The organism is Streptomyces sp. L500 (assembly GCF_054551825.1).
Window position 1 is genome coordinate 1 of the sequence record NZ_JBTOLC010000069.1, and the last position, 23,842, is coordinate 23,842.

The 23,842-nt window shown below is 71.7% G+C and carries 28 protein-coding genes; 20 read left to right on the forward strand and 8 right to left on the reverse strand.

Going from position 1 to position 23,842, the window contains the following annotated elements:
- The coding region (locus tag ACX9I7_RS30975; RefSeq protein WP_459389205.1) for a transposase at positions 1–691 on the reverse strand (691 nt) is incomplete at its 3' end.
- 17 nt (positions 692–708) lie between these two features.
- Between ACX9I7_RS30975 and ACX9I7_RS30980 the strand changes: the two genes are divergently transcribed.
- From ACX9I7_RS30980 to ACX9I7_RS31015, 8 genes are all read left to right on the forward strand, one after another.
- Positions 709–924 (forward strand): Arc family DNA-binding protein, encoded by a 216-nt coding sequence (locus ACX9I7_RS30980; protein ID WP_189454880.1) that lies wholly within the window; start codon positions 709–711, stop codon positions 922–924.
- Between the two features lie 113 nt (positions 925–1,037).
- Positions 1,038–1,877 (forward strand): pentapeptide repeat-containing protein, encoded by an 840-nt coding sequence (locus ACX9I7_RS30985; protein ID WP_387577917.1) that lies wholly within the window; start codon positions 1,038–1,040, stop codon positions 1,875–1,877.
- A gap of 138 nt (positions 1,878–2,015) precedes the next feature.
- Entirely contained in the window at positions 2,016–2,735 is a 720-nt protein-coding gene (fabG, locus tag ACX9I7_RS30990; protein ID WP_387577919.1) for a 3-oxoacyl-[acyl-carrier-protein] reductase, read from the forward strand.
- A 5-nt stretch (positions 2,736–2,740) separates the two neighbouring features.
- The gene (gene fabI, locus ACX9I7_RS30995) at positions 2,741–3,502 is read left to right on the forward strand and encodes an enoyl-ACP reductase FabI (RefSeq protein WP_189454874.1); all 762 of its coding nucleotides are present in this window, start codon (positions 2,741–2,743) and stop codon (positions 3,500–3,502) included.
- A 263-nt stretch (positions 3,503–3,765) separates the two neighbouring features.
- Positions 3,766–4,086 carry a hypothetical protein gene (locus ACX9I7_RS31000; protein WP_126913562.1) on the forward strand — a complete coding sequence of 107 codons (321 nt, stop codon included), beginning with the start codon at positions 3,766–3,768 and terminating at the stop codon, positions 4,084–4,086.
- Positions 4,087–4,120: 34 nt separating this feature from the next.
- The gene (locus ACX9I7_RS31005) at positions 4,121–4,243 is read left to right on the forward strand and encodes an SGM_5486 family transporter-associated protein (RefSeq protein WP_268248345.1); all 123 of its coding nucleotides are present in this window, start codon (positions 4,121–4,123) and stop codon (positions 4,241–4,243) included.
- Positions 4,244–4,429: 186 nt separating this feature from the next.
- Positions 4,430–4,669 (forward strand): hypothetical protein, encoded by a 240-nt coding sequence (locus tag ACX9I7_RS31010; protein ID WP_387577922.1) that lies wholly within the window; start codon positions 4,430–4,432, stop codon positions 4,667–4,669.
- Positions 4,670–4,758: 89 nt separating this feature from the next.
- On the forward strand, positions 4,759–5,277 hold the full coding sequence (locus ACX9I7_RS31015) for a SixA phosphatase family protein (RefSeq protein WP_189454868.1): 519 nt from the start codon (positions 4,759–4,761) through the stop codon (positions 5,275–5,277).
- Positions 5,278–5,299: 22 nt separating this feature from the next.
- Here the strand turns inward: ACX9I7_RS31015 and serB are convergent, their stop codons facing one another.
- Positions 5,300–6,532, reverse strand: coding sequence for a phosphoserine phosphatase SerB (serB, locus tag ACX9I7_RS31020; protein ID WP_387577924.1), 1,233 nt, complete (start codon positions 6,530–6,532; stop codon positions 5,300–5,302).
- A 106-nt stretch (positions 6,533–6,638) separates the two neighbouring features.
- Positions 6,639–8,435, reverse strand: a complete 1,797-nt coding sequence (locus tag ACX9I7_RS31025; protein ID WP_459389206.1) for a streptophobe family protein — start codon at positions 8,433–8,435, stop codon at positions 6,639–6,641.
- A gap of 253 nt (positions 8,436–8,688) precedes the next feature.
- On the opposite strand from ACX9I7_RS31025, the gene ACX9I7_RS31030 reads away from it, so the two are divergent.
- On the forward strand, positions 8,689–11,217 hold the full coding sequence (locus ACX9I7_RS31030) for an ABC transporter ATP-binding protein/permease (protein WP_452672851.1): 2,529 nt from the start codon (positions 8,689–8,691) through the stop codon (positions 11,215–11,217).
- Between the two features lie 82 nt (positions 11,218–11,299).
- Here the strand turns inward: ACX9I7_RS31030 and ACX9I7_RS31035 are convergent, their stop codons facing one another.
- On the reverse strand, positions 11,300–12,019 hold the full coding sequence (locus ACX9I7_RS31035; protein WP_459389207.1) for a transglycosylase SLT domain-containing protein: 720 nt from the start codon (positions 12,017–12,019) through the stop codon (positions 11,300–11,302).
- A gap of 374 nt (positions 12,020–12,393) precedes the next feature.
- Positions 12,394–13,095: a nitroreductase family protein gene (locus tag ACX9I7_RS31040; RefSeq protein WP_358632907.1), complete on the reverse strand. Its 702-nt coding sequence runs from the start codon at positions 13,093–13,095 to the stop codon at positions 12,394–12,396.
- Between the two features lie 102 nt (positions 13,096–13,197).
- Here ACX9I7_RS31040 and ACX9I7_RS31045 point away from each other — a divergent pair, with 102 nt between their 5' ends.
- From ACX9I7_RS31045 to ACX9I7_RS31060, 4 genes are all read left to right on the forward strand, one after another.
- Positions 13,198–14,364, forward strand: coding sequence for a GAF domain-containing sensor histidine kinase (locus ACX9I7_RS31045; RefSeq protein ID WP_459389208.1), 1,167 nt, complete (start codon positions 13,198–13,200; stop codon positions 14,362–14,364).
- Positions 14,357–15,007, forward strand: coding sequence for a response regulator (locus ACX9I7_RS31050; protein WP_459389209.1), 651 nt, complete (start codon positions 14,357–14,359; stop codon positions 15,005–15,007). The genes ACX9I7_RS31045 and ACX9I7_RS31050 overlap by 8 nt, the downstream gene beginning before the upstream one ends.
- 177 nt (positions 15,008–15,184) lie before the next feature.
- Positions 15,185–15,430 carry a chaplin gene (locus ACX9I7_RS31055; protein ID WP_311615330.1) on the forward strand — a complete coding sequence of 82 codons (246 nt, stop codon included), beginning with the start codon at positions 15,185–15,187 and terminating at the stop codon, positions 15,428–15,430.
- A gap of 201 nt (positions 15,431–15,631) precedes the next feature.
- The gene (locus ACX9I7_RS31060) at positions 15,632–15,979 is read left to right on the forward strand and encodes a chaplin (protein ID WP_189454848.1); all 348 of its coding nucleotides are present in this window, start codon (positions 15,632–15,634) and stop codon (positions 15,977–15,979) included.
- 76 nt (positions 15,980–16,055) lie between these two features.
- Here ACX9I7_RS31060 and ACX9I7_RS31065 read toward each other — a convergent pair whose 3' ends face one another.
- Complete coding sequence (locus ACX9I7_RS31065; protein WP_387577935.1) at positions 16,056–16,862, reverse strand: hypothetical protein; 807 nt, start codon at positions 16,860–16,862, stop codon at positions 16,056–16,058.
- Positions 16,863–16,954: 92 nt separating this feature from the next.
- On the opposite strand from ACX9I7_RS31065, the gene ACX9I7_RS31070 reads away from it, so the two are divergent.
- The 4 genes from ACX9I7_RS31070 (at position 16,955) to ACX9I7_RS31085 (ending at position 20,242) form a co-directional block, all read left to right on the forward strand.
- A complete protein-coding gene (locus tag ACX9I7_RS31070) occupies positions 16,955–17,764 on the forward strand; it encodes an ABC transporter ATP-binding protein (RefSeq protein ID WP_126913552.1) in 810 nt (269 codons plus the stop codon).
- Between the two features lie 62 nt (positions 17,765–17,826).
- Entirely contained in the window at positions 17,827–18,252 is a 426-nt protein-coding gene (locus tag ACX9I7_RS31075) for an NfeD family protein (protein WP_358632921.1), read from the forward strand.
- 149 nt (positions 18,253–18,401) lie between these two features.
- Positions 18,402–19,349 carry an SPFH domain-containing protein gene (locus ACX9I7_RS31080; protein ID WP_387577938.1) on the forward strand — a complete coding sequence of 316 codons (948 nt, stop codon included), beginning with the start codon at positions 18,402–18,404 and terminating at the stop codon, positions 19,347–19,349.
- 119 nt (positions 19,350–19,468) lie between these two features.
- Positions 19,469–20,242 carry a sulfite exporter TauE/SafE family protein gene (locus ACX9I7_RS31085; RefSeq protein ID WP_189454843.1) on the forward strand — a complete coding sequence of 258 codons (774 nt, stop codon included), beginning with the start codon at positions 19,469–19,471 and terminating at the stop codon, positions 20,240–20,242.
- 294 nt (positions 20,243–20,536) lie between these two features.
- Here ACX9I7_RS31085 and ACX9I7_RS31090 read toward each other — a convergent pair whose 3' ends face one another.
- Positions 20,537–21,076: a YbhB/YbcL family Raf kinase inhibitor-like protein gene (locus tag ACX9I7_RS31090; RefSeq protein ID WP_358632924.1), complete on the reverse strand. Its 540-nt coding sequence runs from the start codon at positions 21,074–21,076 to the stop codon at positions 20,537–20,539.
- 127 nt (positions 21,077–21,203) lie between these two features.
- On the opposite strand from ACX9I7_RS31090, the gene ACX9I7_RS31095 reads away from it, so the two are divergent.
- Together ACX9I7_RS31095 and ACX9I7_RS31100 are read left to right on the forward strand one after the other, a co-directional pair.
- Entirely contained in the window at positions 21,204–21,629 is a 426-nt protein-coding gene (locus ACX9I7_RS31095; protein ID WP_459389210.1) for a guanyl-specific ribonuclease, read from the forward strand.
- Positions 21,626–22,054 carry a barstar family protein gene (locus ACX9I7_RS31100; RefSeq protein ID WP_358632930.1) on the forward strand — a complete coding sequence of 143 codons (429 nt, stop codon included), beginning with the start codon at positions 21,626–21,628 and terminating at the stop codon, positions 22,052–22,054. Before ACX9I7_RS31095 ends, ACX9I7_RS31100 begins: the two co-directional genes overlap by 4 nt.
- Before the next feature lie 59 nt (positions 22,055–22,113).
- On the opposite strand, the gene ACX9I7_RS31105 is transcribed toward ACX9I7_RS31100, so the two are convergent.
- Positions 22,114–22,896, reverse strand: coding sequence for a sporulation protein (locus ACX9I7_RS31105; protein WP_387577945.1), 783 nt, complete (start codon positions 22,894–22,896; stop codon positions 22,114–22,116).
- A gap of 55 nt (positions 22,897–22,951) precedes the next feature.
- On the opposite strand from ACX9I7_RS31105, the gene ACX9I7_RS31110 reads away from it, so the two are divergent.
- On the forward strand, positions 22,952–23,617 hold the full coding sequence (locus tag ACX9I7_RS31110; RefSeq protein ID WP_459389211.1) for a DNA-3-methyladenine glycosylase: 666 nt from the start codon (positions 22,952–22,954) through the stop codon (positions 23,615–23,617).
- The last annotated feature ends 225 nt before the right edge of the window (positions 23,618–23,842 follow it).

Here is a 23,842-nt window from a genome sequence, read left to right on the forward strand (position 1 = left end):
CGGTGCGCCCGTGCTTGCGGGCCTGCTCGATCAGGGCCGTCTTGGTGGCGCCGATGGCGGCGTCGGCGGCCTTCCCGGCCATGGTGGTCTTGGCCAGGAACTTCGGTTTGAAATCCTCAACCGCTATGTGGTCGTGGTCGCGGGCCACGGACTTCGCCCACTTGCGGCCGGTGTCCTGTCGCCGGCGTGCGACTTTCTTGTACAGCTTGGCCCGCAGCCGTTTCGCCTCGCGGTAGCCCTTCGATCCGGCTCGCCCCTCCTTCGGCTTGCGGCGGGCCATCATCCGGTCGTACCGGGCCAGCTTCTCCCTGGCCTTCCTGCCGTGCTCGACGTGCGGGAGGTCGTGGGCGTCGCTGGTGGTGGTCGCGGTGTCCTTCTGCGCCTTGGTGCGGGACCTGCCGAAGTCGCGGATGATCTGCTGCTGGGGAACGCTGGAGCCCTCGGCCAGCCACGGGGCTGTATGCCGGGCCTCAGTCAGCGTCTTGTCGAGCTGCGCCGGACCACACGTCCGTTTGCCTCCGGTGGCGTTGTTGCGCAGGTGCACGGCCTTGGACTTGGCCACACACTCGTTCCACACCCACCGGCACCGGCCCCACTCAGCCATCAGGGCTCTGTGGGCGGTGGGCGACACGCGAAGCCGGAATGTCCACCGGGCGTGCCCGGCGGCCTCGGCTACCTTTGGTGTCACCATGGAGTCATAATAGCACCATGAGTGATGAAGTCCGCATGACCTTGCGTCTTCCTGAAGACCTCCGTGACCGGCTGCGCGACCACGCAAAGTCCGAGCGGCGGTCCCTCAACTCCGAGCTGGTGTACATGCTTGAGGTCGGCCTCCGCGCCGCCGGGGTGGACACCGAATCGTCCGATGGCGATTCGACTGTCTCTGTCCCGCTGCGCGGGAACCCGGATTCCTCCCCGGCTTGAGGGGCGGGCGTTCTCCGGTCGGTCATCTGGTGAAACCTGCCGTTAGGGTGTTATGGCCTGCCACCGCGTAACCCACCGGCAGCACCCGCCATGCGAGAGGAACCCCACGCGCAGTGTCCGCCATACGTGAAGACGCCGCCCCCGGCGCGGACCGCACCGCGCTCAAGGGCGACTGCGGGAACTGCTTCGGGCTGTGCTGCGTGGCCCTGCCCTTCGCGCGCTCGGCGGACTTCGCCCGCGACAAGGACGCCGGCACGCCCTGCGGCAACCTCCAGCGGGACTTCAGCTGCGGCATCCACGCCCGGCTGCGCGACAAGGGCTACCAGGGCTGCACCGTCTACGACTGCTTCGGCGCGGGCCAGAAGGTCTCCCAGGTCACCTTCGGCGGCCGCGACTGGCGCGCCGCCCCCGAGACCTCACGGACGATGTTCGAGGTCTTCCCCGCGATGCGGCACCTCCACGAGCTGCTGTGGTACCTCACCGAGGCCCTCACCCTGAAGGACGCCCGCCCCGTCCACGCCGACCTGCGGCGCCTGCTGGCGGAGACCGAGCGCCTCACCGAGGGCGACGCCGCCTCGCTGGCCGCCCTGGACGTGGGGGAGCACCGCCAGAAGGTGAACGTGCTGCTGCTGCGCACCAGCGAACTCGTCCGGGCCAAGGGCGGCCGCAAGGCGAAGAACCACCGGGGCGCGGACCTCATGGGCCGCCGGCTGCGCCGCGCGGACCTGCGCTGCGCCAATCTGCGCGGGGCCTACCTGATCGCCGCCGATCTCTCCGGCGCCGACCTGCGGGACGCCGACATGATCGGCGCGGACCTCCGCGACGCGGATCTGTCCGGCGCCGACCTCACCGGCGCGTTCTTCCTCACCCAGCCGCAGCTCAACGCGGCCCGCGGCGACGCCGCCACCAGGCTGCCCGCCGGGCTCACCCGACCGGGCCACTGGCCGGCGTAGCCCGTCCGGGGACTGTAGAGATCCAACAGTGACCACCGGCCGCCGCTGTCGCAGGTCGCTTCTCACTTCCGTGACCTCTACCGCTACGTTCGGTGTAGTCCGGCAGATCCATGGATACGACATCGGAAGGGTGATCCTTTGAGCCGCTCGGTTCTCGTCACCGGAGGTAACCGGGGCATCGGCCTCGCCATCGCGCGCGCCTTCGCCGAAGCGGGCGACAAGGTCGCCATCACCTACCGCTCGGGCGAGCCGCCCACCGCCCTCATGAATCTGGGGTGCCTGGCCGTCAAGTGCGACATCACCGACCCCGAGCAGGTCGAGCAGGCGTACAAGGAGATCGAGGAGAAGCAGGGCGCGGTCGAGGTGCTGGTGGCCAACGCCGGCGTCACCCGCGACCAGCTGCTGCTGCGGATGTCGGAGGAGGACTTCACCTCGGTGGTGGAGACCAACCTCACCGGCACCTTCCGCGTCGTCAAGCGCGCCTCGAAGGCCATGCTGCGCGCCCGCAAGGGCCGCGTCGTCCTGATCTCGTCGGTCGTGGGCCTGATGGGCTCGCCGGGCCAGGCGAACTACGCCGCCTCCAAGGCCGGCCTCGTCGGCTTCGCCCGCTCGCTCGCCCGTGAGCTGGGCTCCCGCAACATCACCGTCAACGTCGTCGCGCCTGGCTTCGTGGACACCGACATGACCCGCGTGCTCACCGACGAGCAGCGCGCGGGCATCGTCGGCAACGTCCCGCTGGGCCGCTACGCGCAGCCCGAGGAGATCGCCGCCTCGGTCCGCTTCCTCGCCTCCGAGGACGCCGCATACATCACTGGAGCCGTCATTCCTGTCGACGGCGGATTGGGCATGGGTCACTGATCGCCATGAGTGGAATCCTCGCAGGCAAGCGCATCCTCGTCACGGGTGTCCTCACCGAGTCGTCGATCGCCTTCCAGGCCGCGAAGGTCGCCCAGAACGAGGGCGCCGAGGTCATCCTCACCGGCTTCGGCCGGCTCTCGCTCGTCGAGCGCATCGCCAAGCGCCTGCCGAAGCCCGCGCCGGTCATCGAGCTGGACGTCACCAACCAGGAGCACCTCGACGGCCTGGCCGACAAGGTGCGCGAGCACGTCGACGGCATCGACGGCATCGTCCACTCCATCGCCTTCGGCCCGCAGGGCGCCTTCAACTTCCTGGAGGCGAGCTGGGAGGACGTCTCCACGGCCGTCCAGGTCTCGGCGTACTCCTACAAGTCGCTGGCGATGGCCCTGCTGCCGCTGATGCGCGAGGGCTCCTCCATCGTGGGCCTGACCTTCGACGCGCAGATCGCGTGGCCGAAGTACGACTGGATGGGCGTGGCCAAGGCCGCCCTCGAGGGCACCAACCGCTACCTGGCCCGCGACCTCGGCCCCAAGGGCATCCGCTGCAACCTGGTCTCGGCCGGCCCGATCAAGTCGATGGCCGCCAAGTCCATCCCGGGCTTCGAGGAGCTCGCGGACGTGTGGAACCACCGCGCCCCCATCGGCTGGGACCTGGCCGACCCGGAGCCGGCCGGCCGCGGCGTCGTCGGCATGCTGTCGGACTTCTTCCCGCGCACGACGGGCGAGATCGTCCACGTCGACGGCGGCGTGCACATGATGGGCGCCTGACACCCCACTCGCCGGACGGAGTCCGGCGCAGCCGCCCGAAGCCTGTGAGGCCCTCCGGGGCCGATCAGTGCGAGGGCGGCGTGCAGAAGCGGTCGGCGGCGTGCACATGATGGGCGCCTGACACCACATGATGGGCGCCTGACGCCCATAGCGCCTCCGCGATGCCCGTTCCGGCCCACCCGCCGGGGCGGGCATCGCGCGTTTCCCGGGTCGTGCGGCGCGACGCGCGCCCGCACACTGGGGGAGGAGGGAGGTGGACGGACATGAGCCCCCCGATACGGCGTGCGGCGGTGCTGCTGTTCGCCACCCTCGCCCTGCTGGGCACCACGGCGATCGCCCCCGCGCCGCCGACGCCCCGCGAGGCCGAGTGCCACACCCGCCTCCACGGCTCCCACGCCGTCACCCACTGCTTCAACGGCAACGCCACCCCCGACCGCGTCCAGCTGCACGTCGAGTGCGTCCACTGGTGGGACCCGGGGATGGACACCGCCCCCGTCACCGTCGGGCCCGCCCGGCACGTCGTCCTCGCCCAGCGCTGCTGGCTGGGCATCCGCCGGGCCTGGGTCACCCACGCACCCGGGTGACCGGGGCCCCGGCGCGGGTGGGACACTTGTCCTCATGCCGGTCCTCGAAGAGAACCCCAATCCCAAGAACGGCCAGAAGGCCCTGCTGACGATCCTCGGCGTGATGCTCGGCATCACCGTCGTCATCAGCGTGATCGCCACCCTCGCCTCCCCCTGACGCCACCGGCCCGACGCCGCCGGCTCGCCCGTCCGCCCGGCCGGGGTGGGGCTGGCCCCACCATCCCCTAGGGGGCGAAGGTCAGGGTCGATTGGGTGGAAGGCCGGATGGGGGAAGGTGGCGGGTCTCCGTAGGTTCGTAGTACGCCGCGACGGTGCGGCGTACCCGACCTCCCAGGAGACCCTCATGCCCGCCGGCCCGCAGCCCCCCGCCGCCGTCTCCCGGCGGCACCGGACCCGGCTGACCTGGTGGGCCGTGGCCCTGCCCACCGCCGCGCTCGCGGTCTTCCTTCTGCTGCTGACGTTCCTGCTGACCGCCTCGCCCGCCTCGGCCGACGGCCCCTCCGAAGCCGGCGCGTCAGGGGGCGGCGCCGTCGCGCAAGTGGTGCGCTTCGCGCGGTACGCCGCGGAGCGTCTGGCGCCGTGAGCGCCCGCGCGTCGAAGGCCGCCGCCCGGAGGTGGCGAGCCCGTCAACACCCCGCGCCTCGTCGCGCGTTTCATGCGAAGCTGGACGGCATGAGCTCCGACCCGACCCGCAGGATCGTCATTCTCCGGCATGCCAAGGCCGAGTGGTCCGACGGCGACGACCACGAACGTCCCCTCGCGGACCGCGGCCGCAAGGACGCCCCGGTCGCCGGCCGCTGGCTCGCCGGCTCCGGTGTCACCCCCGAACTGGCCCTCTGCTCGACCGCCGCGCGCACCCGCGAGACCTGGAAGCTCGCCGTCTCCGAGCTGCCCGAGCGCCCCCGTACGGTCTACGAGGACCGGATGTACGAGGCGTCCCTCGGCGAGCTGATCGCCCTGCTCAACGAGGTCTCCGACGAGGTGGCCGACCTGGTGCTCATCGGGCACAACCCCGGGATGCACGCCCTGGCCGACGCCCTCGCCGGTGAGGCCGACGGCGATCTCCTCGCCCGGATGAACCGTTCCGGCTTCCCCACCGCCGCGGTCGCGGTGCTGACCTTCAGCGGGTCCTGGAAGTCCGTCGAGCACGGCGTGGGACGGCTCGTCGCCTTCTGGACGCCGCACGCCTGACGGTCGGCGGACGGGGCGGTCGTCACTCGTGGGTGTTGGCCGCCTCGACCTCTTCTCTCGTGACACCCAGCAGATACAGCACCGTGTCCAGGAACGGCACGTTCACGGCCGTGTGCGCCGCCTCCCGCACCAGGGGCTTGGCGTTGAACGCCACCCCGAGCCCGGCCGCGTTGAGCATGTCCAGGTCGTTGGCGCCGTCGCCGATCGCCACCGTCTGCGCCAGCGGGACTCCCGCCTCCGCCGCGAACCGGCGCAGCAGCCGGGCCTTGCCCTCCCGGTCCACGATCTCCCCGGTGACCCGGCCGGTCAGCTTGCCGTCGACGATCTCCAGCGTGTTGGCGGAGGCGAAGTCCAGCCCCAGCCGCTCCCGCAGATCGTCCGTGACCTGCGTGAACCCGCCCGAGACCACACCCACCTGGAAGCCCAGCCGCTTCAGCGTCCTGATCAGCGTGCGGGCACCCGGCGTCAGCCGGACCTCCGCCCGCACCTTCTCCACCACCGACGCGTCCAGCCCCGCCAGCAACGCCACCCGTTCGTGGAGGGACTTCTCGAAGTCCAGCTCGCCCCGCATCGCCCGCGCGGTCACCTCGGCCACCTCGGCCTCACAGCCCGCGTGGGCCGCGAACAGCTCGATGACCTCGTCCTGGATGAGGGTGGAGTCCACGTCCATCACGACCAGCCGCTGCGCCCGGCGCTGAAGCCCGGCGGCCACCACGGCCACGTCCACGCCCAGCGCCGCCGATTCGGTGGCCAGCGTGGTGCGCAGCTTCTCCGTGTCCGTGCCCGAGACCGCGAACTCCACGGCCGTCACGGGGTACTTGGCGAGCCGGAAGATACGGTCGATGTTGCCGCCGGTGTCGGTGATGCGGGCCGCGATGGCGGCGGTCGACTCGGCGGTCAGCGGGTGCCCGAGCACGGTGACGTGGGAACGGCCGACACCGCGCGGCCTGTTGTCGCCCCGGCCGGAGATGATCTCCGTCTGGAGGTGCATCGACTCCGCCCAGCTGTGCACGGTGGCCCGCAGCCCGCCCTCGGTGGCTCCGCCGCCGACGGGGGCGGTGACCAGGGCGCACAGCGTGATCCGTCCCCGGGTGACGATCTGCTCGATGTCTATGACGTCGACGGCGAAGGCGGCGAGGGTGTCGAAGAGGCCGGCCGTGATGCCCGGCCGGTCCTTCCCGAAGATCTTCACAAGGAGAGTGGGGACATCATCGCCGGTGGCGACGGCGGCAGCGGGGATCTGCGATGCGCTCATGGTGGTCCTACGGTATCCGCACACCTGTCCCGGCTGACAACTCAGCCCGCCCAGGACGCCCCCACGACGCCCCCACGACGCCCCCACGACGGCTCCCGGCGGGCCCCTACGGACGCCGCCACGGCGCGGGCGGCGGCTCGTCCGGCGGCGGCACCGGCGACGACCCGTACCGGTACGGCGCCCCCGGCCGCCGCCGGGGCGGGGGCGGCACCGGCGGCCGGCCGGTCTGCGTCGGCGCGGTGAAGGGGTCCTGCCCGCCGGAATCCCCGGAGGGGCCGGACGCACCGGGCGCCCCCGCCCCCGAAGGCCCACGCGCACCGCGCCCCCCACCGGGCGGCCCCCCACCGGGCGCCCCGCCGGCAGGCCCCCCGCCGGGAGCACCCTCCCCGGGCCGGGCCTCCCCGGGCGGTCGCAGATACGGGTTGGTGTCCGGGCGCGAGGGCCGGTACCCCGGCGAGGGGGCGTACGGGCCCGGAACGTACGCCAGGTCCGGGTAGCTGCGGCCCTCGCCCGGGCGGCCCTCGTCGGGGCGCCGGGCGCGCGCGTGGGCCGAGGCCCGCCGTCCCGCCGCCCCCGTCGCGTACGCCAGCAGCCCGCCGAACGCCCCCGCGCCCAGTCCCCACACGGCCCCCAGGGCCAGGGCGAGGGGCACGCTGCCGGACAGCTCCAGCCCCGCCCCCAGGGCGTCGACGCCCAGCACCGACAGGCCGGCGTCCGCCTTGACCCGCGTCGCCAGCACCAGCAGGGGCAGCGCCACCGCCGTGGCCACCCCCAGCGCCAGCCCGCACCGCCACGCGTACGCCCCCGGCCCGGCCCCGTCCCGGGGCGTACGGGCCCCGGTCAGCACCCCGGCCGTCAGCATCAGCAGCACACACCCCACCGGCAGCAGCCACACCAGCGGCTCCAGGTCGGCGATCCGGCCCACCGTCACCGACTGGTCCGTCCCGGCGCGCAGCAGTTCGTCCAGCGGATGCGGCAGCACCTGGAGCAGCGACCCGCTCGCCGTGCCCCGCAGGGGGACGAACAGTCCCAGCGGCACCCCCAGCCACACCCCGTTCGGTGCCCCGAGCACGGCCGCGCCCAGCACCCGCCGGGGGTGGTCGTCGCCCGCCGCCGCGACCCCGGCGGCCGCCAGGCCCGCGACGACCGCCAGCACCAGCACCGAGCGCAGCGCCGAGGCCGCCGGGCGGACCGCGCGGTGGGCCGCCTGCCAGCGGCGGGGGAGCGGGGCCCGGCGGGCGGACAGCAGCGTGACCAGCAGGACGCCCAGCACCCACGCCAGGCCGCCGAGCAGCGACGCCCCGGGCCGCACCGAGAAGCCCACCGACGCCTTGGCCTGCGCCAGGTCCCCGAGCCGGCCGGGCAGACCGCCCCCGATGTTCCCGATGTTCCCGATGTCGCCCAGCCCCGGGATCCGCGTGGTGCCGCCCGCTCCGCCGAGGCCCAGACCGCCGCCGTCGAAGGTGACGGTGGAGGAGGCCGCCCACGCGAGCCCGCCCAGGACCAGCAGGAACAGCAGGGCGACCGCGGCCGCCCGCGCGAGGAGCTCGGATCCCCGCACCGCGGGCCCCAGGGGCCGCAGCGACCGGGCGAACACCATCCCCAGCGACAACGCCCCCACCAGGCTGACGCCCAGCGGCGCGATGTCGATGGTGGTGTGCGCCCCGGCGCCCGTGAGCCCGAATGCTTCGACCGAGCCCGAGGGAGTGATGGAGCCACCGACCGCGAGGACGACCACCGCCGCCGTCAGCGGGCCCAGCGACCCCGCCGCGTCCGCGCCCAGCAGATGCAGCCCCAGCGCCGCGACTCCCGCCATGGCGAGAAAGGCCCAGCTCACCGCGGCTATCGCGGTGAGTACGAGATCGGCGCCGCGCGCCGCGCGGCTGCCGCTGGTCAACGTCATCACGGCCCCCCGGTTCCTACCAGTCCCCCCGGAAGCGGACGATCCGCGACGATCCCGCGCATCCCCGGGCGGTTACTACTGTCAGGGCGCGTTTCGCATCGGTCAACGGCGCCTGTTACAGGGCCGGTACACGGTCGTGAGGCTCCCGACTTTTGGTTGGGGGACTGCGCCTGAAATAGTTCCTCCCGATGTTCGCCATCCCTAGACTCCCCCGTGCAGGGGGCTCATCGGGGGACAAATAGTGGGGCATGGAGTGCCGGAACTCGTACTGGAATTGAACGGACAGACCTGGACGCTGGACCCGTCCCGGTCGTACACCCTCGGGCGCGACCCGCAGGGTGACATGGTCCTGGAGGACGCCCGCGTCTCCTGGCGACACGCCACCGTCCGGTGGGGCGGCCACGGCTGGCTCATCGAGGACCACGGCAGCACCAACGGCACCTATGTGCAGGGCCAGCGCGTCCACCAGATGGAAATCGGCCCGGGTGCGGCCGTCCACCTGGGCAACGCGACGGACGGCCCGCGGCTGAACCTCTCCGCCGCCGCCCCGGCCGCCCCCGCCGCGCCGGCCGCCGACATCTACAGCGCCCAGACGGCGATGGCCCCGGCGGTCCAGCCCGGCCAGCCGGCCCCGCAGCAGTACCAGCAGCCGGGCGCCCAGGGCTGGGGGCACCAGCCTCCGCAGCAGTACCAGCAGGTGCCGCAGCAGGGCGGCTGGCAGCAGCCGTACGCGCCGCAGCAGCAGGCCGCCCAGCCGCAGGGCCAGGCGCCCGGCACGGGCGGCGGTGAGAGCCCGACCCGCTTCCACCAGGTGGCCGTCGGCCGGGTGATGCGCATCGGTCGTGCCCTCGACAACGACCTGGTCGTCTCCGACCTCCAGGTCTCCCGTCACCACGCCGAGTTCCGGGCCACCCCCGGCGGCTTCGAGATCGTCGACCTCGGCTCCCACAACGGCACGTACGTCAACGGCCAGCCGGTCCGGCAGCAGCTGATCGGCCCCCAGGACACCGTCGGTGTCGGTCACTCGACCTTCCGGCTGGTCGGCGACCGCCTCGAGGAGTTCGTCGACACCGGTGACGTCTCCTTCTCGGCCCGCCACCTGACGGTGACGGTCGACGGCGGCAAGCAGATCCTCAAGGACGTCTCCTTCGGCGTCCCCGAGAAGTCGCTGATCGCCGTCATCGGCCCCTCCGGCTCCGGAAAGTCCACCCTCCTCAAGGCGCTCACCGGCTACCGGCCCGCCAACCAGGGTGACGTCCTCTACGACAACCGGAACCTGTACAAGCAGTTCGCCGAGCTCCGGCAGCGCATCGGCCTGGTCCCGCAGGACGACATCCTCCACAAGGAGCTCACGGTCCGTAAGGCCCTGCGCTACGCGGCCAAGCTCCGCTTCCCCGGCGACACCGCGGCCTCCGAGCGCGAGGCCCGCATCGACGAGGTGCTGCGCGAGCTCAAGCTCGACATCCACAAGGACAAGAAGGTCACCGCCCTCTCCGGCGGCCAGCGCAAGCGCGTCTCGGTCGCCCTGGAGCTGCTGACCAAGCCGTCGCTGATCTTCCTCGACGAGCCCACGTCCGGCCTCGACCCGGGCATGGACCGCGACGTGATGCAGCTGCTGCGCGGCCTCGCGGACGACGGCCGCACGGTCCTGGTGGTCACCCACTCCGTGGCCGAGCTGGCGCTCTGCGACAAGCTGCTGGTGATGGCGCCGGGCGGTTCGGTGGCCTACTTCGGCCCGCCGGAGGAGGCGCTCAACTTCTTCGGCTACGAGACCTGGGCCGACGTCTTCTCGGCGTTCGAGAACTACCGCGACTACGACTGGGCGGGCCGCTGGAAGGGCTCGCAGCACTACCAGATGTACGCGGCCGACATCGACGCCGTCGCCCCGCAGTCCGTCCACGTCCAGCCGCAGGTGGTCCGCCCGCCGGTGCCGCAGAGCTGGGGCTCCCAGCTGTGGACGCTGATGCGCCGCTACAGCTCGGTCATCGCCTCCGACCGCGGCTTCCTGGCCCTGATGCTGCTCCTCCCCGCCGTCCTCGGCGGCGTGAGCACCCTCATCCCGTCCGACTACGGACTGGGCGCCCCCGCGCCGCGCCACTTCAACCAGGACGCCGGCACGATCATGCTGATCCTCGCGGTCGGCATGTGCTTCTCCGGCGCCGCCAACTCGGTCCGTGAGCTGATCAAGGAACGGGTCATCTACGAACGGGAACGCGCCGTCGGTCTGTCCCGGTCCGCGTACCTGATGTCCAAGGTGATCGTCCTCAGCCTCATCACCGTGGTGCAGGGCGTCCTCACCTGCGCCATCGGCTTCTCGGTCCGCAAGCTGCCGGCGCAGGGCCTCATCCTGCAGAAGTTCCCGGCCGTCGAGATGTGCCTCATGATCATCGCCCTGGGCTTCACCTGCATGATGATCGGCCTGGTCATCTCCTCCCTGGTGAAGACCAGCGAGAAGACCATGCCGCTGCTGGTCATGTTCGCCATCGTCCAGGTCGTCTTCACCGGCATCCTGTTCAAGCTGTACGACTCGCCCGGCATCGAGCAGGTCGCCTGGCTGATGCCGGCCCGCTGGGCCATCGCCGGCGCCGGCACCACGCTGGACCTCTCGCACATCATGGCGCCGATGGACAAGAGCAACCCGACGAACCTCGACCCGCTCTGGGCGCACACCGCCGGCCAGTGGAGCATCGACATGATCGCCCTCCTCGCCATCGGCGTCGCGTGCGGCTTCGCGGTCGTCCGTCTGCTGCGCCGCCACGAGCCCGAGGTCATGCGCAAGTGACGGCGGCCCGTCCCTGAACACGCCGAAGGGCGGCACCCCCACGGGGTGCCGCCCTTCGGCGTAGCTCTGTGTCCTCCGGCCGTCAGTAGGCGGAGTTCACGTTGTCCATCGAGCCGTACACCTTGGCCGCGTAGTTGCAGGCGGCGGTGATGTTGGCGACCGGGTCGTAGATGTTCCAGGAGGTGCCCGCGACGTGGTACGCCTTGAAGGTCGGGTCGATCACCTGGAGCAGGCCCTTGGAGGGGATGCCGGCGGCGGCGTTGGAGTCCCAGTTGTTGATGGCGTTGGGGTTGCCCGTGGACTCCCGCATGATGTTGCGGTAGATGCCGTTGTAGGTGCCCGGGATGCCCTTGGCCTTCATGATGTCCAGGGATTCCTTGATCCAGCCGTCAAGGTTGTTGGCGTAGACCTTGGGGGCGGGCGCGGCGGGCGCGGCGGGAGCGGCGGCGGCCGCGACCGGCTTGCGCTCCTCGGACCGGCTGGCGGCCTCCTTGTCGGCGCGCTCCTTGTCGGCCTTCGCCTTGGCCTGGGCCTCCGCCTCGGCCTTCTTCTTGTTCTCGGCGTCCTTCTTGGCCTGCTCGGCCGCGCGGTCCGCCTGCTTGTTCAGCTCGGCCTGCTGGGTCTCGCCGAAGGCGGAGGCGTTCCACGCCACCGGCTTCACCGCCTGGGACTGCTCGGCGTCGGCGGAACCGTTCGGCACGACCGCGAACGCCAGAGCGGCGACACCGGCCGCGGCGATCCCGGCCGCGGAGAACGTGTGGACCTTGGTCAGGCGGGTATAGCCAGAGATGGGAGAACGCATGCTGAGCTGAACCTCTTCCGATCGCGTGAGTCGCACCGGCCCGTCCTGGCGCGCTGAGAGCGCCGTTCCTCGGTTCGCGGCGCCGTGCGACGGAGCAAATTCTTAGCGGCAGCAAAATGCCCTGGCAAAGGTGTGACGTACTAAGCCGCTTCGTTGCGGCGCCCTTCGCGGGGCTCGGCCCAAAGGGCGTGCCACCTGGTCGAACCGCTCCTTATGGGCGTCTTATCCGTCCACTAGGCCGCTTCGTACGTGACGTGCGTCCCATGAGCGGGCTCACACCGGGAGTGCTCGTTCCTCACCCGGTGTGGCCGCTTCCCTGCGGAGTGTTTGCGATCAGAAACGTTGCTTTGGGGTGCCCTCGACCCGGCCTGGGGTCAGACCTCCACCAGCACCTGGTCCAGGCTCTTGCGCACCAGGTCCGGCACCTCGCAGTCCGCCGCCGGATAGCCCACGGGGATCACCGCGAACGCCTTCTCGTTCACCGGCCGCCCCAGCACCTCCGACAGGAACCGCATCGGGCTCGGCGTGTGCACCAGCGCCGCCAGCCCGGACAGATGCAGCGCGGACAGCAGCATCCCGACCGCGATGCCGACCGACTCGTCCACGTAGTAGTGCTTGCGCCGGCTGCCGTCCTCGCCCAGCCAGTAGCGCTGCTGGAAGACCACGATCAGCGCGGGAGCGTCCGTCAGATGCGGCTTCACCTCGTCCGTGCCCAGTGGACGCAGCGCCGCCAGCCACTCCTCGCCCAGCCGCCCCGCGTAGGAGACGCGCTCCTCTTCCTCCGCCGCCTCCCGGATGCGCCGCCGCACCTCCGGGTCCTTCACCAGGACGAACGTCCACGGCTGCTGATGCGCCCCGGAGGGCGCGGTCGCCGCGCACGCGATCGCGTCCCTGACCACCTGATCCGGCACGGGATCGGCCGAGAACCGCCGCACGGTCCGCCGCTCCGCCATCCGCTCCCGCAACTCCGCCGCCCGCCCGACCGACTCCTCGGCCCCCATCCGCACGGGCCGGTACGGCACGGCCCGGTACGGCTCGCCGTGGGTGGGGGTCCACCGTCCTATTGGTATAGACATGAGGAGAGCGTGCCCCCGGGCCCACCGGCCTAAGCCGGACGACCGAGCCCCGGCCGCCCCGAGGCCGATCCCCCGGGCGGGCGCCCTGTATACGGTGACCCCATGACCCATGGCCCCCGCTCCGGCCTCACGGCCGTCAGCACCGCCCTGCTCGCCATGAGCCGCCATCTGGAAGTGCGCGACGTCCTCAAGACGATCGTCGTCTCCGCCCGGGAGCTCCTCGACGCCGAGTACGCCGCCCTCGGCGTCCCCGACGACCACGGCGGCTTCGCCCAGTTCGTCGTCGACGGCGTCAGCGACGACCAGTGGAAGGCCATCGGCCCGCTGCCCCGCCAGCACGGCATCCTCGCCGCCATGCTCAAGGAAGCCACCCCGCAGCGCCTCGCCGACGTCCGCCTGGACCACCGCTTCGAGGGCTGGCCCGACGCCCACCCCGACATGAGCGACTTCATCGGGATGCCCGTCGCCGACGGCGACGAGATCCTGGGCGCGCTTTTCCTTGCGAACAAGAGGGGCCTCGCGAACAAGAGGTGCCCCAAGCCCGACGGCGGCTGCGGCTTCACCGCCGAGGACGAGGAACTGCTGAGCGTCCTCGCCCAGCACGCCGCCATAGCCCTCACCAACGCCCGCCTCTACGAGCGCAGCCGCGAGCTGACCATCGCGGGGGAGCGGGCCCGTCTCGCCCACGAGCTCCACGACGCGGTCTCCCAGAAGCTCTTCTCCCTGCGGCTGACCGCCCAGGCCGCGGCCGCCCTCGTCGACCGCGACCCGGCCCGCGCCAAGGGCGAGCTCCACCAGGTCGCCCGGCTCGCCGCCGAGGCGGCCGACGAGCTGCGCGCCGCCGTCGTGGAGCTGCGCCCGGCGGGGCTCGACGAGGACGGCCTCGTCGCCACCCTGCGCACCCAGGTCAAGGTCCTCGACCGGGCCCAGGCCGCCGCCAAGGTCACCTTCGCCGCCCAGGGCGTGAGGGCCCTGCCGGCCGCCCAGGAGGAGGCGCTGCTGCGGGTGGCCCAGGAGGCCCTCCACAACGCCCTGCGCCACTCCGGGGCGCGGACCGTGGACGTCAGCCTCACACGCCGGGGCCACGGCGCCGCCCTGCGCGTGAGCGACGACGGGCAGGGCTTCGACCCCTCCGCCGTGCGCAGGGCCGGCCGGCACCTGGGCCTGGTCTCCATGCGGGACCGGGCGAACGGCGTCGGCGGCGGCCTGACCGTGGATTCCGCGCCCGGCAAGGGCACGACGATCGAAATGGAGGTGCCCGGTGGCTGAGAGCCGCGCGATCCGGGTGCTGCTGGTGGACGACCACCAGGTGGTCCGCAGGGGACTGCGCACCTTTCTGGAGGTACAGGACGACATCGAGGTCGTCGGGGAGGCCGCTGACGGCGTCGAGGGCGTCGAGCGGGCCGAGGAGCTGCGGCCGGATGTCGTCCTGATGGACGCGAAGATGCCCGGCATGGACGGGATCGAGGCGCTGCGCAGGCTCCGGGAGCTCGACAACCCCGCCCGGGTGCTGGTCGTCACCAGCTTCACCGAGCAGCGCACCGTCATCCCCGCCCTGCGGGCGGGCGCGGCGGGCTACGTCTACAAGGACGTGGACCCGGACGCCCTCGCCGGCGCCATCCGGTCCGTGCACGCCGGGCACGTCCTGCTCCAGCCGGAGGTGGCGGACGCCCTTCTGTCGCAGGACGAGGGCGGCGGCGGGGGCCAGGGGAGAGGCAACGGGCTCACGGAGCGGGAGCGCGAGGTGCTGGCCCTGATCGCGGACGGGCGGTCCAACCGGGAGATCGCCCGGGCGCTGGTCCTGTCCGAGAAGACCGTCAAGACCCACGTGTCGAACATCCTGATGAAGCTGGACCTCGCCGACCGGACGCAGGCGGCGCTGTGGGCCGTCCGACATGGGATCGGAGCCTGACGCGCGACCGGCCCCGGACGGTTGCGGAACGTCGCGTTCTGATCAGAGATTCATGCGGTCGTGTGATAACCCACTCGCGCCAGCAACCCGAATGGCCCTGGCCCGTTTTCCATGACGTAACCGCGGCGGGAGCCGTGGCGACGCTCTGGCAAAACACTCAGGAAGGTCATAGGAAGAGTGAAGAACATCAAGAAGGCCGCTGCTGTCACGCTCGCCGTCGGCGGTCTCGCCCTCGCCGGCGCCGGTGCCGCCTCCGCCCACGGGGCCCACGGCGCGCACGGCGTGGCGGAGAAGTCGCCCGGCGTCGCCTCCGGCAACGTCGTCCAGGTCCCGGTCGAGGTCCCGGTCAACTTCTGCGGCAACACCATCGACGTCGTCGGCGTCCTGAACCCGGCCGCGGGCAACCTCTGCGTCAACGAGTAATCAGCTCGTCGCTTTAACCCTCGCCACCTCGTAGGCAGGTCGGCTCCGCATCCGGCGGAGCCGACATCCGGGTGGTGGTCAATCGTCCGAAAGAGGGCAAACACCGTCGATGGCCGTGCCGTCGGCGGTGCATTGGCGTTCATAGGTGCAGGGCCCCGTGGCAGGGGTCGATCAGGTCAGTCATCAGAAGGAAGAGCACCTATGAACAGTGCCAAGAAGGCCGCCCTCGCACTGGCTGCGGCCGGCGTCGCCCTCGGCGCCTCCGTCGTCCCCGCCGCCGCCACCGACGACGGGTTCGACGGAGCGCTGGCCTCCGGTGTCGCCAAGGGCTCGCCGGGTGTCGTCTCCGGCAACGTCATCCAGGTTCCGATCCAGATCCCGATCAACCTCTGCGGCAACACCATCGACATCGTCGGCCTCCTGAACCCGACGTTCGGCAACACCTGCATCAACGGCCCCGTCGGCGAAGACCACCACATGACCGAAGAGCACCACTTCAGCGAGCACAACAGCAGCCACCACCACGGCGGCCACCACGACCGCGACTGACCCACGGCACCCGGCGAGGCCCCGCGGACCCCTGGCCCGCGGGGCCTCGCCGTCGCCCGGCCGGCGCGGGCGAGGCTCAGTGCCGCCCGCGATCCCGCTCCTCCACCATCGCGTTGTACGCGGCCACCCGCGCCCGCCGGGCCGTACGCTCCACCGGCCGCAGCGCCGCCGCCCGCGCCGCGATCTCCGACGCGCTCACCGCGCCCCCGTGCTCACGCCCCTGGACGTCCCCCGGCTCGTAGGCGATCCCGATCAGCGCCCCGACCCGCTGGGCCAGCTCCAGCACCCGCGCCGCCCGCGGCGGATACCCCGGCGCCAGCACCTCCCGGTTCTGCTCGGCCCGCGCCCGGTACGCGTCCAGCGCCGCCCGGGCCACCGGGCCCGAGCCGGCCACGTCCAGCCGGGTCAGCACCTCGGTCGCCTCGCGCAGCGCCTCGGCCAGCTCCCGCTCGGCCTCCGACAGCGACGGCACGTCGGCGGGCGGCGCGTCCCGCACGGCCAGGCAGTGCCACACCACCTCGACGTGGACATCGCCCTCGGGCCCCGCCTCGTACACCTCCGGCACCAGCCCCAGCGCCGTCCCCGGGACGACGACCGCCTCCTCGGCCTCCAGGGCGCGGGCGTTGAACTCCGGCGGGCCGCTGAGCCCCAGCGGATGCCCCGGCACCGGAAGCGCCAGCCGCAGTCCCGTCGCCCCCAGCGCCCTCAGCCGGCCCAGCGCGAGGGTGAGTCCCACCGGCCCGGACTCCCCGGGCAAACCGACGACACGGTGTACCGCGTCACTTCCGGTGATGTGGTGTGCGGCGTCATCCGGGGCGGCAAATCCGGCAAGGAGGGCATTTCCCCACGCCGTGAGCCGTCCTGAGCGATTCTCATCGAGCATGGCCCCCAGCCTAGGGACTGCCATCGGTAACCGGTGGCGTAGGTTTTTCCCAGGGGACTGCGCCGACAGGCGCAAGCGACGAAGCGACTGCAATGGGAGACAACGCGCTCATGAGCGATGTGCTGGAACTGGTGGACGTATCCGTGGTCCGCGAGGGCCGGGCTCTGGTGGACCAGGTCTCCTGGTCGGTCAAGGAAGGCGAGCGCTGGGTGATCCTCGGCCCCAACGGCGCCGGCAAGACCACCCTTCTCAATGTCGCCTCCAGCTATCTCTTCCCCACCAAGGGCACCGCCCGGATCCTCGGTGAGAAGCTCGGCTCGGTCGACGTCTTCGAGCTCCGCCCGCGCATCGGCATGGCCGGCATCGCCCTGGCCGACAAGCTGCCGCGCAGCCAGACCGTCCTCCAGACGGTCCTCACCGCCGCCTACGGCATGACCGCCGGCTGGCACGAGAACTACGAGGAGGTCGACGAGCAGCGCGCCCGCGCCTTCCTCGACGTCCTCGGCATGACCGAGTTCCTCGACCGCAAGTTCGGCACCCTCTCCGAGGGCGAGCGCAAGCGCACCCTCATCGCCCGCGCGATGATGACCGACCCCGAGCTGCTGATGCTCGACGAGCCCGCCGCCGGCCTGGACCTCGGCGGCCGCGAGGACCTCGTCCGCCGCCTGGGCCGGCTCGCCCGCGACCCGCTCGCCCCCTCGATGGTCATGGTCACCCACCACGTCGAGGAGATCGCCCCCGGCTTCACCCACGTCCTGATGATCCGCCAGGGCAAGGTGCTGGCCGCCGGCCCCATCGAGCTGGAGCTGACCTCCCGCAACCTCTCCCACTGCTTCGGCCTGCCGCTGGTGGTCGAGCAGCGCGGCGACCGCTGGACGGCCCAGGGCCTCCCGATGGCCTAAGGGAGCCCGAGCTCCCTCCGCACGCCCTGTCCGCCGGGCGGCCACCCCCCTACCATGACCATGTGGACACATGGGTGTGGTGGCTCGTGGCCGCCGTCGGACTGGGAATTCCGCTGGTCGTGACCGCCATGCCGGAATTCGGCATGCTCGCGGTCGGGGCCGTCGCGGCCGCGGTCACCGCGGCCGTCCTCCACGCGGGCGCGGTGGCCCAATTCGTGGTCTTCGCCGTCGTCTCCGTCGCTCTCATCGCCGTCGTCCGCCCGATCGCCAACCGCCAGCGCGCCCGCCGCGGCGAGACGGCGATGGGCATCGACGCGCTCAGGGGCCGGCAGGCCGTCGTCCTCGAACGGGTCGACGGCGCCGGCGGCCGCATCAAGCTCGCGGGCGAGATCTGGTCCGCCCGCTCCCTCCACGCCGACCGCTCCTACGAGGTGGGCCAGCAGGTCGACGTCGTCGAGATCGACGGCGCCACGGCCGTCGTCATCTGACCGTAGGCCGGAACCGGCCGCATCCGACGAGCTGGGCCCAACGCCTGCACGCGAGCCCCCGGTTCTGGAAGACTGATCAAGACCATTGCGGCCACGCACTGGTCACGACCCACGAGACCCACGACAGCGGCACGGGGAGCTGAGCCACGATGGAACCGATCATCATCGTCCTGATCATCCTGGTGGTGCTCGTCTTCATCGCCCTCATGAAGACGGTGCAGGTGATCCCACAGGCCAGCGCCGCCATCGTGGAGCGCTTCGGCCGCTACACCCGGACCCTCAACGCGGGCCTGAACATCGTCGTCCCGTTCATCGACTCCATCCGCAACCGCATCGACCTCCGCGAACAGGTCGTCCCGTTCCCGCCGCAGCCGGTGATCACCCAGGACAACCTGGTCGTCAACATCGACACGGTCATCTACTACCAGGTGACCGACGCCCGCGCCGCGACCTACGAGGTCTCCAGCTTCATCCAGGCCATCGAACAGCTCACCGTCACCACCCTGCGCAACATCATCGGCGGCATGGACCTGGAGCGGACCCTCACCTCCCGCGAGGAGATCAACGCGGCCCTGCGCGGCGTCCTCGACGAGGCCACCGGCAAGTGGGGCATCCGCGTCAACCGCGTCGAGCTCAAGGCCATCGAGCCCCCCACCTCCATCCAGGACTCGATGGAGAAGCAGATGCGCGCCGACCGGGACAAGCGCGCCGCGATCCTCACCGCCGAGGGCATCCGGCAGTCGCAGATCCTCACGGCGGAGGGCGAGAAGCAGTCCGCGATCCTCCGCGCCGAGGGCGAGGCCCGGGCCGCCGCCCTCCGCGCCGAGGGCGAGGCCCAGGCGATCCGCACGGTCTTCGAGTCCATCCACGCCGGTGACGCCGACGAGAAGCTGCTCGCCTACCAGTACCTCCAGATGCTCCCGAAGATCGCCGAGGGCGACGCCAACAAGCTCTGGATCGTCCCCAGCGAGATCGGCGACGCGCTCAAGGGCCTCAGCGGCGCCGTCGGCAGCTTCGGCGCCCCGGGCGGCGGAGGCGGCGGCGCCCCCAAGATCACCAAGGAGAGCCCGCGCCGCGAGCAGCCCCCGATCGACTGAATGATCAACTGAGACGATCGACCGGGACTCTCCCTCCCCATGCATGATCCGTTCATGCATGATCAGTGCGGCCCCCCGACCCCCTCAGGGCGGGGAGGCGACACACTGAAGCGAAGGAGATGGCCTTGTCCATCTGGGAAGCACTCGCGGTCCTCGCCGCCGGCGTCGGCGCGGGCACCATCAACGCGATCGTCGGCAGCGGCACCCTCTTCACCTTTCCGGTGCTCCTCGCCACCGGCCTGCCACCCGTCACCGCCAACGTCTCGAACACCATCGGCCTCGTCACCGGCAACATCAGCGGCGCCGTCGGCTACCGCCGCGAGCTCCGCGGCCAGCGCGCCCGCGTCATCCGCTTCGGCATCACCGCACTGATCGGCGGCCTCACCGGAGCCGTGCTGCTGCTCGCCCTCCCGTCGAAGGCCTTCGACGCGATCGTCCCCGCGCTCATCGCCCTCGCCCTGGTGCTCGTCGTCCTCCAGCCCCGGCTCGCCCGGGCCCTCGCCCGCCGCCGCGAGCGCAACGGCACCGAGGCCCCCACCGACGGCGGCCCCGCCCTCCTGGCCGGACTCCTCCTGGCCAGCGCCTACGGCGGCTACTTCGGCGCGGCCCAGGGCGTCATGTACCTCTCCCTCATGGGCCTGCTCCTCCACGACGACCTCCAGCGCGTCAACGCCCTCAAGAACACCATCGGTGTCGTCGTCAACGGCGTCGCCGCGCTCTTCTTCGTCTTCGTCGCCGACGTCGACTGGACGGCCGTCCTCCTGATCGCCGCGGGCTCCACCATCGGCGGCCTGATAGGCGCGAAGGTCGGCCGCAGGCTCTCACCCACGGTCCTGCGCGGCGTCATCGTCGTCGTGGGCGTCGTCGCGATCGTGCAGATGCTGCTCAGGTAAAGCAGACGCCGCTCGGGTAAAAGATCTCGGGTAAAAGAGAACGCTCCGGGCCCTTCCCCCGTGAAAATCACCGGGCCCGGAGCGTTCCAGCAGCAGGCGCGGCCACCCGGCTGACGAGCCGGACTCCGGCAGGCGGCCGGCGCACCAGCGCCCCACCGCCCCCGCGACTGCGGTACCCGCTGCCCGACGGCCGCATGCGAAGCCGTCAGTCAGGCACCACCACTCTGCGATCCCCGCCCGCCCGGCGCAACGGAATTTCCGGTCGCCGCCCCCGCGCGACGGGGCGCGGGAACGTCAGCCGGCCGCCGGAACCTCGTACTCACCGATCAGCTGCGCCCGCCCCAGCGCGTGGAAGCGCAGGTGGAAGCCGACCACGGCCGGCGAGGCGTCCTCGTCCGGCCCCAGCTTCTCCCGGTCCACCGCGTACACCGTGAAGACGTACCGGTGCGGACCGTCCCCGGCCGGCGGCGCGGCGCCGCCGAAGTCACGGGTGCCGTAGTCGTTGCGCGCGTGCACGGCGCCCTCGGGCAGCCCCTTCATCCCCCCGCTGCCCGCACCCGCCGGCAGCTCGGTGACGTCGGCCGGGATGTCGAAGACGACCCAGTGCCAGAAACCGCTGCCGGTCGGCGCGTCCGGGTCGTAGCACGTCACCGCGAAGCTCTTCGTCCCCTCGGGGGCGCCCTCCCAGCGCAGGTGCGGCGACACATTGCCACCGGCGAGGACCTGATCGTCCTTCAGCCTCGCCCCGGACGTCACGTCATCGCTCACCACGGGGAACGAAGGCACCGGCGGATGAAAATCGTGGGGGAGCGGCCGACGCTTCTGCTCGGACACCAGGACACCTCCAGTACGCGCGGACAGCTGAAAGCGCCAGCCTAGCGACGCCCGGACCACTGGCACTGCGACCATATGGAGTGTGCTTCATGTACTTCGACACATCGGACGACGGCAGAGCCGCCTCATGCGCGCCCTGACCCTCCTGCTGGCAGCCCTGCCACTGCTGTTGCTCCCCGCCTGCTCCTCATCGGGGAGCCAGAAGGCGGCGAAGCCCCGGACCCCGGCCGCCGCGACGCCACCACCGGGCTCCGTGCCCGCCTGGGCGAAGGGCATGAAGACCGTCACCGAGGACAAGCTGCCGCCCGAGGCGCGCCGTACCCTCGAACTCATCGCCAAGGGCGGCCCCTTCCCGTACGACAAGGACGGCACCGTCTTCGGCAACTACGAGAACCGGCTGCCCAAGCAGACCCGCGGCTACTACCACGAGTACACCGTCCCCACCCCCGGCGCCCGCAACCGCGGCGCCAGACGCGTCATCACCGGCGAGCACTCCGAGCGCTACTACACCGGCGACCACTACCAGACCTTCGAAGCGGTGGTGCACCCATGACCCGTCCGCTGCCCGCCCCAGGGCTCCCCGGCATCCTCAACGGAACGATCCCCCCGGGCATCTACCACCTGCCCCCCACCGAAGCCCCCGCGGACGTCATGGCCCGCGCCGCCGAGGCCGACTGGCGGGGCGCCAGACTCCAGCTCTCCGGGGTCCACGACAAGGCCGCCTTCCTCGACCGCTGCGCGACGGACCTGGAGTTCCCCGAGTACTTCGGCCGCAACTGGGACGCCCTCGCCGACTGCCTCACGGACCTGTCGTGGTGGGGCTCCGGCAAGTTCCGCGGCTATCTGCTGCTCGCCGAGGACTGGGAGACCTTCCGCAAGGCGGCACCGGGCGACGCCCGCACCGCGGAGACGGTGCTCGACGACGCCGTCGGCCACTGGGCGGGTACGGACTCGCCGCTGGTCGTCCTGCTGGGCTGACCGGCGACCGCCTGCCGGGGCCGGCCGGGCCGACCCCGGCAGGCCCGGCAGGTCCCGGCTCAGAGCCAGTTCCGCTTGCCGCCCACCTCGGCGAGCCACTGGTGGAGGTAGGCCGCCCAGTCGGTCCGCTCGTACGTGTGAAGGTCGACCGTGAACGAGCGGTAGGTGTCACTGCCCGAGCTGAACAGTCCCGGCTTCTTGTCCATCTCCAGCACGACGTCCATCTCGCGGTCGTCCGCGACGAACGACAGCTCCACCTCGTTCAGCCCCCGGTACTCGGCGGGCGCGTGGAACTCGATCTCCTGGTAGAAGGGCAGCCGCTGCCGCGTGCCACTGATGCGGCCGCGCTCGAGATCGGCGGACTTGAAGGAGAAACCGAGCCGGCCGAAGGCGTCGAGGATCGCCTGCTGGGCCGGGAGCGGGTGGACGTTCACCGGATCGAGGTCGCTCGAGTCCACGGCGCGGGCGATGGCGAGGTGGGTGGTCACCCCCACGTTCATGCCGGTGAGGTGCCGGCCCAGGAACATGGTGACCGGCGTCTCCCAGGGGATCTCCAGCCCGAACGGCACCACGTGCGCCGCCCCCGCCTGCACCTCGAAGGCCCCGCCCAGCCGTACCCGCGTGAACTCCACGTCCTGCTTGTACTCGCCGTCGTTCCCCTCGACCTCGACCCGCGCCTGGAGCCCCACCGACAGCCCCTCGATCCGCTGCGGCACCGAACCGCCCTGGATGCGCACCTCGCCCTGCACCACGCCGCCGGGCACGACGTTCTCCTCGAACAGCACCGTCTCGACCGAGGCCCCGCCCGCGCCCAGGCTCGCCATCAGCTTCTTGAACACCATCGCGCTCATCCTCCCCGGACCCGGCCGCCGGGCCCTTCCACTACGCTCGACCGGCATGACTGCCGCGCCTGACCGTATGCCACTCGACCGGGCATTCTTCGACCGTCCCGTACTGGAGGTCGCACCCGAGCTCCTGGGCCGCGTCCTCGTCCGGACGACCCCCGAAGGCCCGATCGAACTGCGCATCACCGAGGTCGAGGCGTACGCCGGAGAGAAGGACCCCGGCTCGCACGCCTTCCGTGGCCGCACGGAGCGGAACGCATCGATGTTCGGTCCGCCCGGACACGCGTACGTCTACTTCATCTATGGCATGTGGTTCAGCCTCAACCTGGTCTGCGGCCCCGAGGGCACCGCAAGCGGTGTCCTGCTGCGCGGCGGCGAAGTGATCAAGGGCGCCGATCTGGCCCGCCCCCGCCGCCCGAAGGCCCGCCACGACCGCGAGCTGGCCCAGGGCCCGGCCCGCCTCGCGACCGCCCTCGACGTGGACCGTTCACTCAACGGCACGGACATCTGCGCCGGCCCGGACGCGCCCCTCTCCGTCCTTCGGGGCACCCCGGTCCCCACCGACCGGGTGCGCAACGGCCCCCGCACGGGCGTGGGCGGCGCGGGTGCCACCCACCCCTGGCGCTTCTGGGCGGACGGCGACCCGACGGTCAGCCCGTACCGGGCCCATGTGCCGCGTGACAGGAGCAAGCGCGGACAGCGGCAGGCCAGTGCTTGACTCTCGCGCGGAGAGGGCCTAACGTAGGCGAGCCGCTTGAGACGGGCAGCGCTTTGGGCGCGTCCGAGACGAGCGGCGACCACCACCACAGCGAGAACTTTCCCGGATCGGGTCTATTTCGGCGTGCCGGAATATCCTTCCGGTGGCTCGATTAGGAGCCGGAAGGGAAATCCGCTAACGTAGTGGTCAACGCCGGAGGCCGAAAGGCCGAAAGCGAAAAGCCCG

Excerpts from the sequence above, each read along its gene's own strand:
- ACX9I7_RS31000 (WP_126913562.1), top strand. The coding sequence starts at position 3,766 with ATGAGCCCCCCGATACGGCGTGCGGCGGTGCTGCTGTTCGCCACCCTC.
- ACX9I7_RS31100 (WP_358632930.1), top strand. The coding sequence starts at position 21,626 with ATGACCCGTCCGCTGCCCGCCCCAGGGCTCCCCGGCATCCTCAACGGA.
- serB (WP_387577924.1), bottom strand. The coding sequence starts at position 6,532 with ATGAGCGCATCGCAGATCCCCGCTGCCGCCGTCGCCACCGGCGATGAT.
- ACX9I7_RS31080 (WP_387577938.1), top strand. The coding sequence starts at position 18,402 with ATGGAACCGATCATCATCGTCCTGATCATCCTGGTGGTGCTCGTCTTC.
- ACX9I7_RS31060 (WP_189454848.1), top strand. The coding sequence starts at position 15,632 with ATGAACAGTGCCAAGAAGGCCGCCCTCGCACTGGCTGCGGCCGGCGTC.
- ACX9I7_RS31110 (WP_459389211.1), top strand. The coding sequence starts at position 22,952 with ATGACTGCCGCGCCTGACCGTATGCCACTCGACCGGGCATTCTTCGAC.
- ACX9I7_RS31010 (WP_387577922.1), top strand. The coding sequence starts at position 4,430 with ATGCCCGCCGGCCCGCAGCCCCCCGCCGCCGTCTCCCGGCGGCACCGG.
- ACX9I7_RS31005 (WP_268248345.1), top strand. The coding sequence starts at position 4,121 with ATGCCGGTCCTCGAAGAGAACCCCAATCCCAAGAACGGCCAGAAGGCC.
- ACX9I7_RS31085 (WP_189454843.1), top strand. The coding sequence starts at position 19,469 with ATGGCCTTGTCCATCTGGGAAGCACTCGCGGTCCTCGCCGCCGGCGTC.
- ACX9I7_RS31095 (WP_459389210.1), top strand. The coding sequence starts at position 21,204 with ATGCGCGCCCTGACCCTCCTGCTGGCAGCCCTGCCACTGCTGTTGCTC.
- ACX9I7_RS31035 (WP_459389207.1), bottom strand. The coding sequence starts at position 12,019 with ATGCGTTCTCCCATCTCTGGCTATACCCGCCTGACCAAGGTCCACACG.
- ACX9I7_RS31065 (WP_387577935.1), bottom strand. The coding sequence starts at position 16,862 with ATGCTCGATGAGAATCGCTCAGGACGGCTCACGGCGTGGGGAAATGCC.
- fabI (WP_189454874.1), top strand. The coding sequence starts at position 2,741 with ATGAGTGGAATCCTCGCAGGCAAGCGCATCCTCGTCACGGGTGTCCTC.
- ACX9I7_RS31015 (WP_189454868.1), top strand. The coding sequence starts at position 4,759 with ATGAGCTCCGACCCGACCCGCAGGATCGTCATTCTCCGGCATGCCAAG.
- ACX9I7_RS31070 (WP_126913552.1), top strand. The coding sequence starts at position 16,955 with ATGGGAGACAACGCGCTCATGAGCGATGTGCTGGAACTGGTGGACGTA.
- ACX9I7_RS31045 (WP_459389208.1), top strand. The coding sequence starts at position 13,198 with ATGACCCATGGCCCCCGCTCCGGCCTCACGGCCGTCAGCACCGCCCTG.
- ACX9I7_RS31040 (WP_358632907.1), bottom strand. The coding sequence starts at position 13,095 with ATGTCTATACCAATAGGACGGTGGACCCCCACCCACGGCGAGCCGTAC.
- ACX9I7_RS30980 (WP_189454880.1), top strand. The coding sequence starts at position 709 with ATGAGTGATGAAGTCCGCATGACCTTGCGTCTTCCTGAAGACCTCCGT.
- ACX9I7_RS31105 (WP_387577945.1), bottom strand. The coding sequence starts at position 22,896 with ATGGTGTTCAAGAAGCTGATGGCGAGCCTGGGCGCGGGCGGGGCCTCG.
- ACX9I7_RS31025 (WP_459389206.1), bottom strand. The coding sequence starts at position 8,435 with ATGACGTTGACCAGCGGCAGCCGCGCGGCGCGCGGCGCCGATCTCGTA.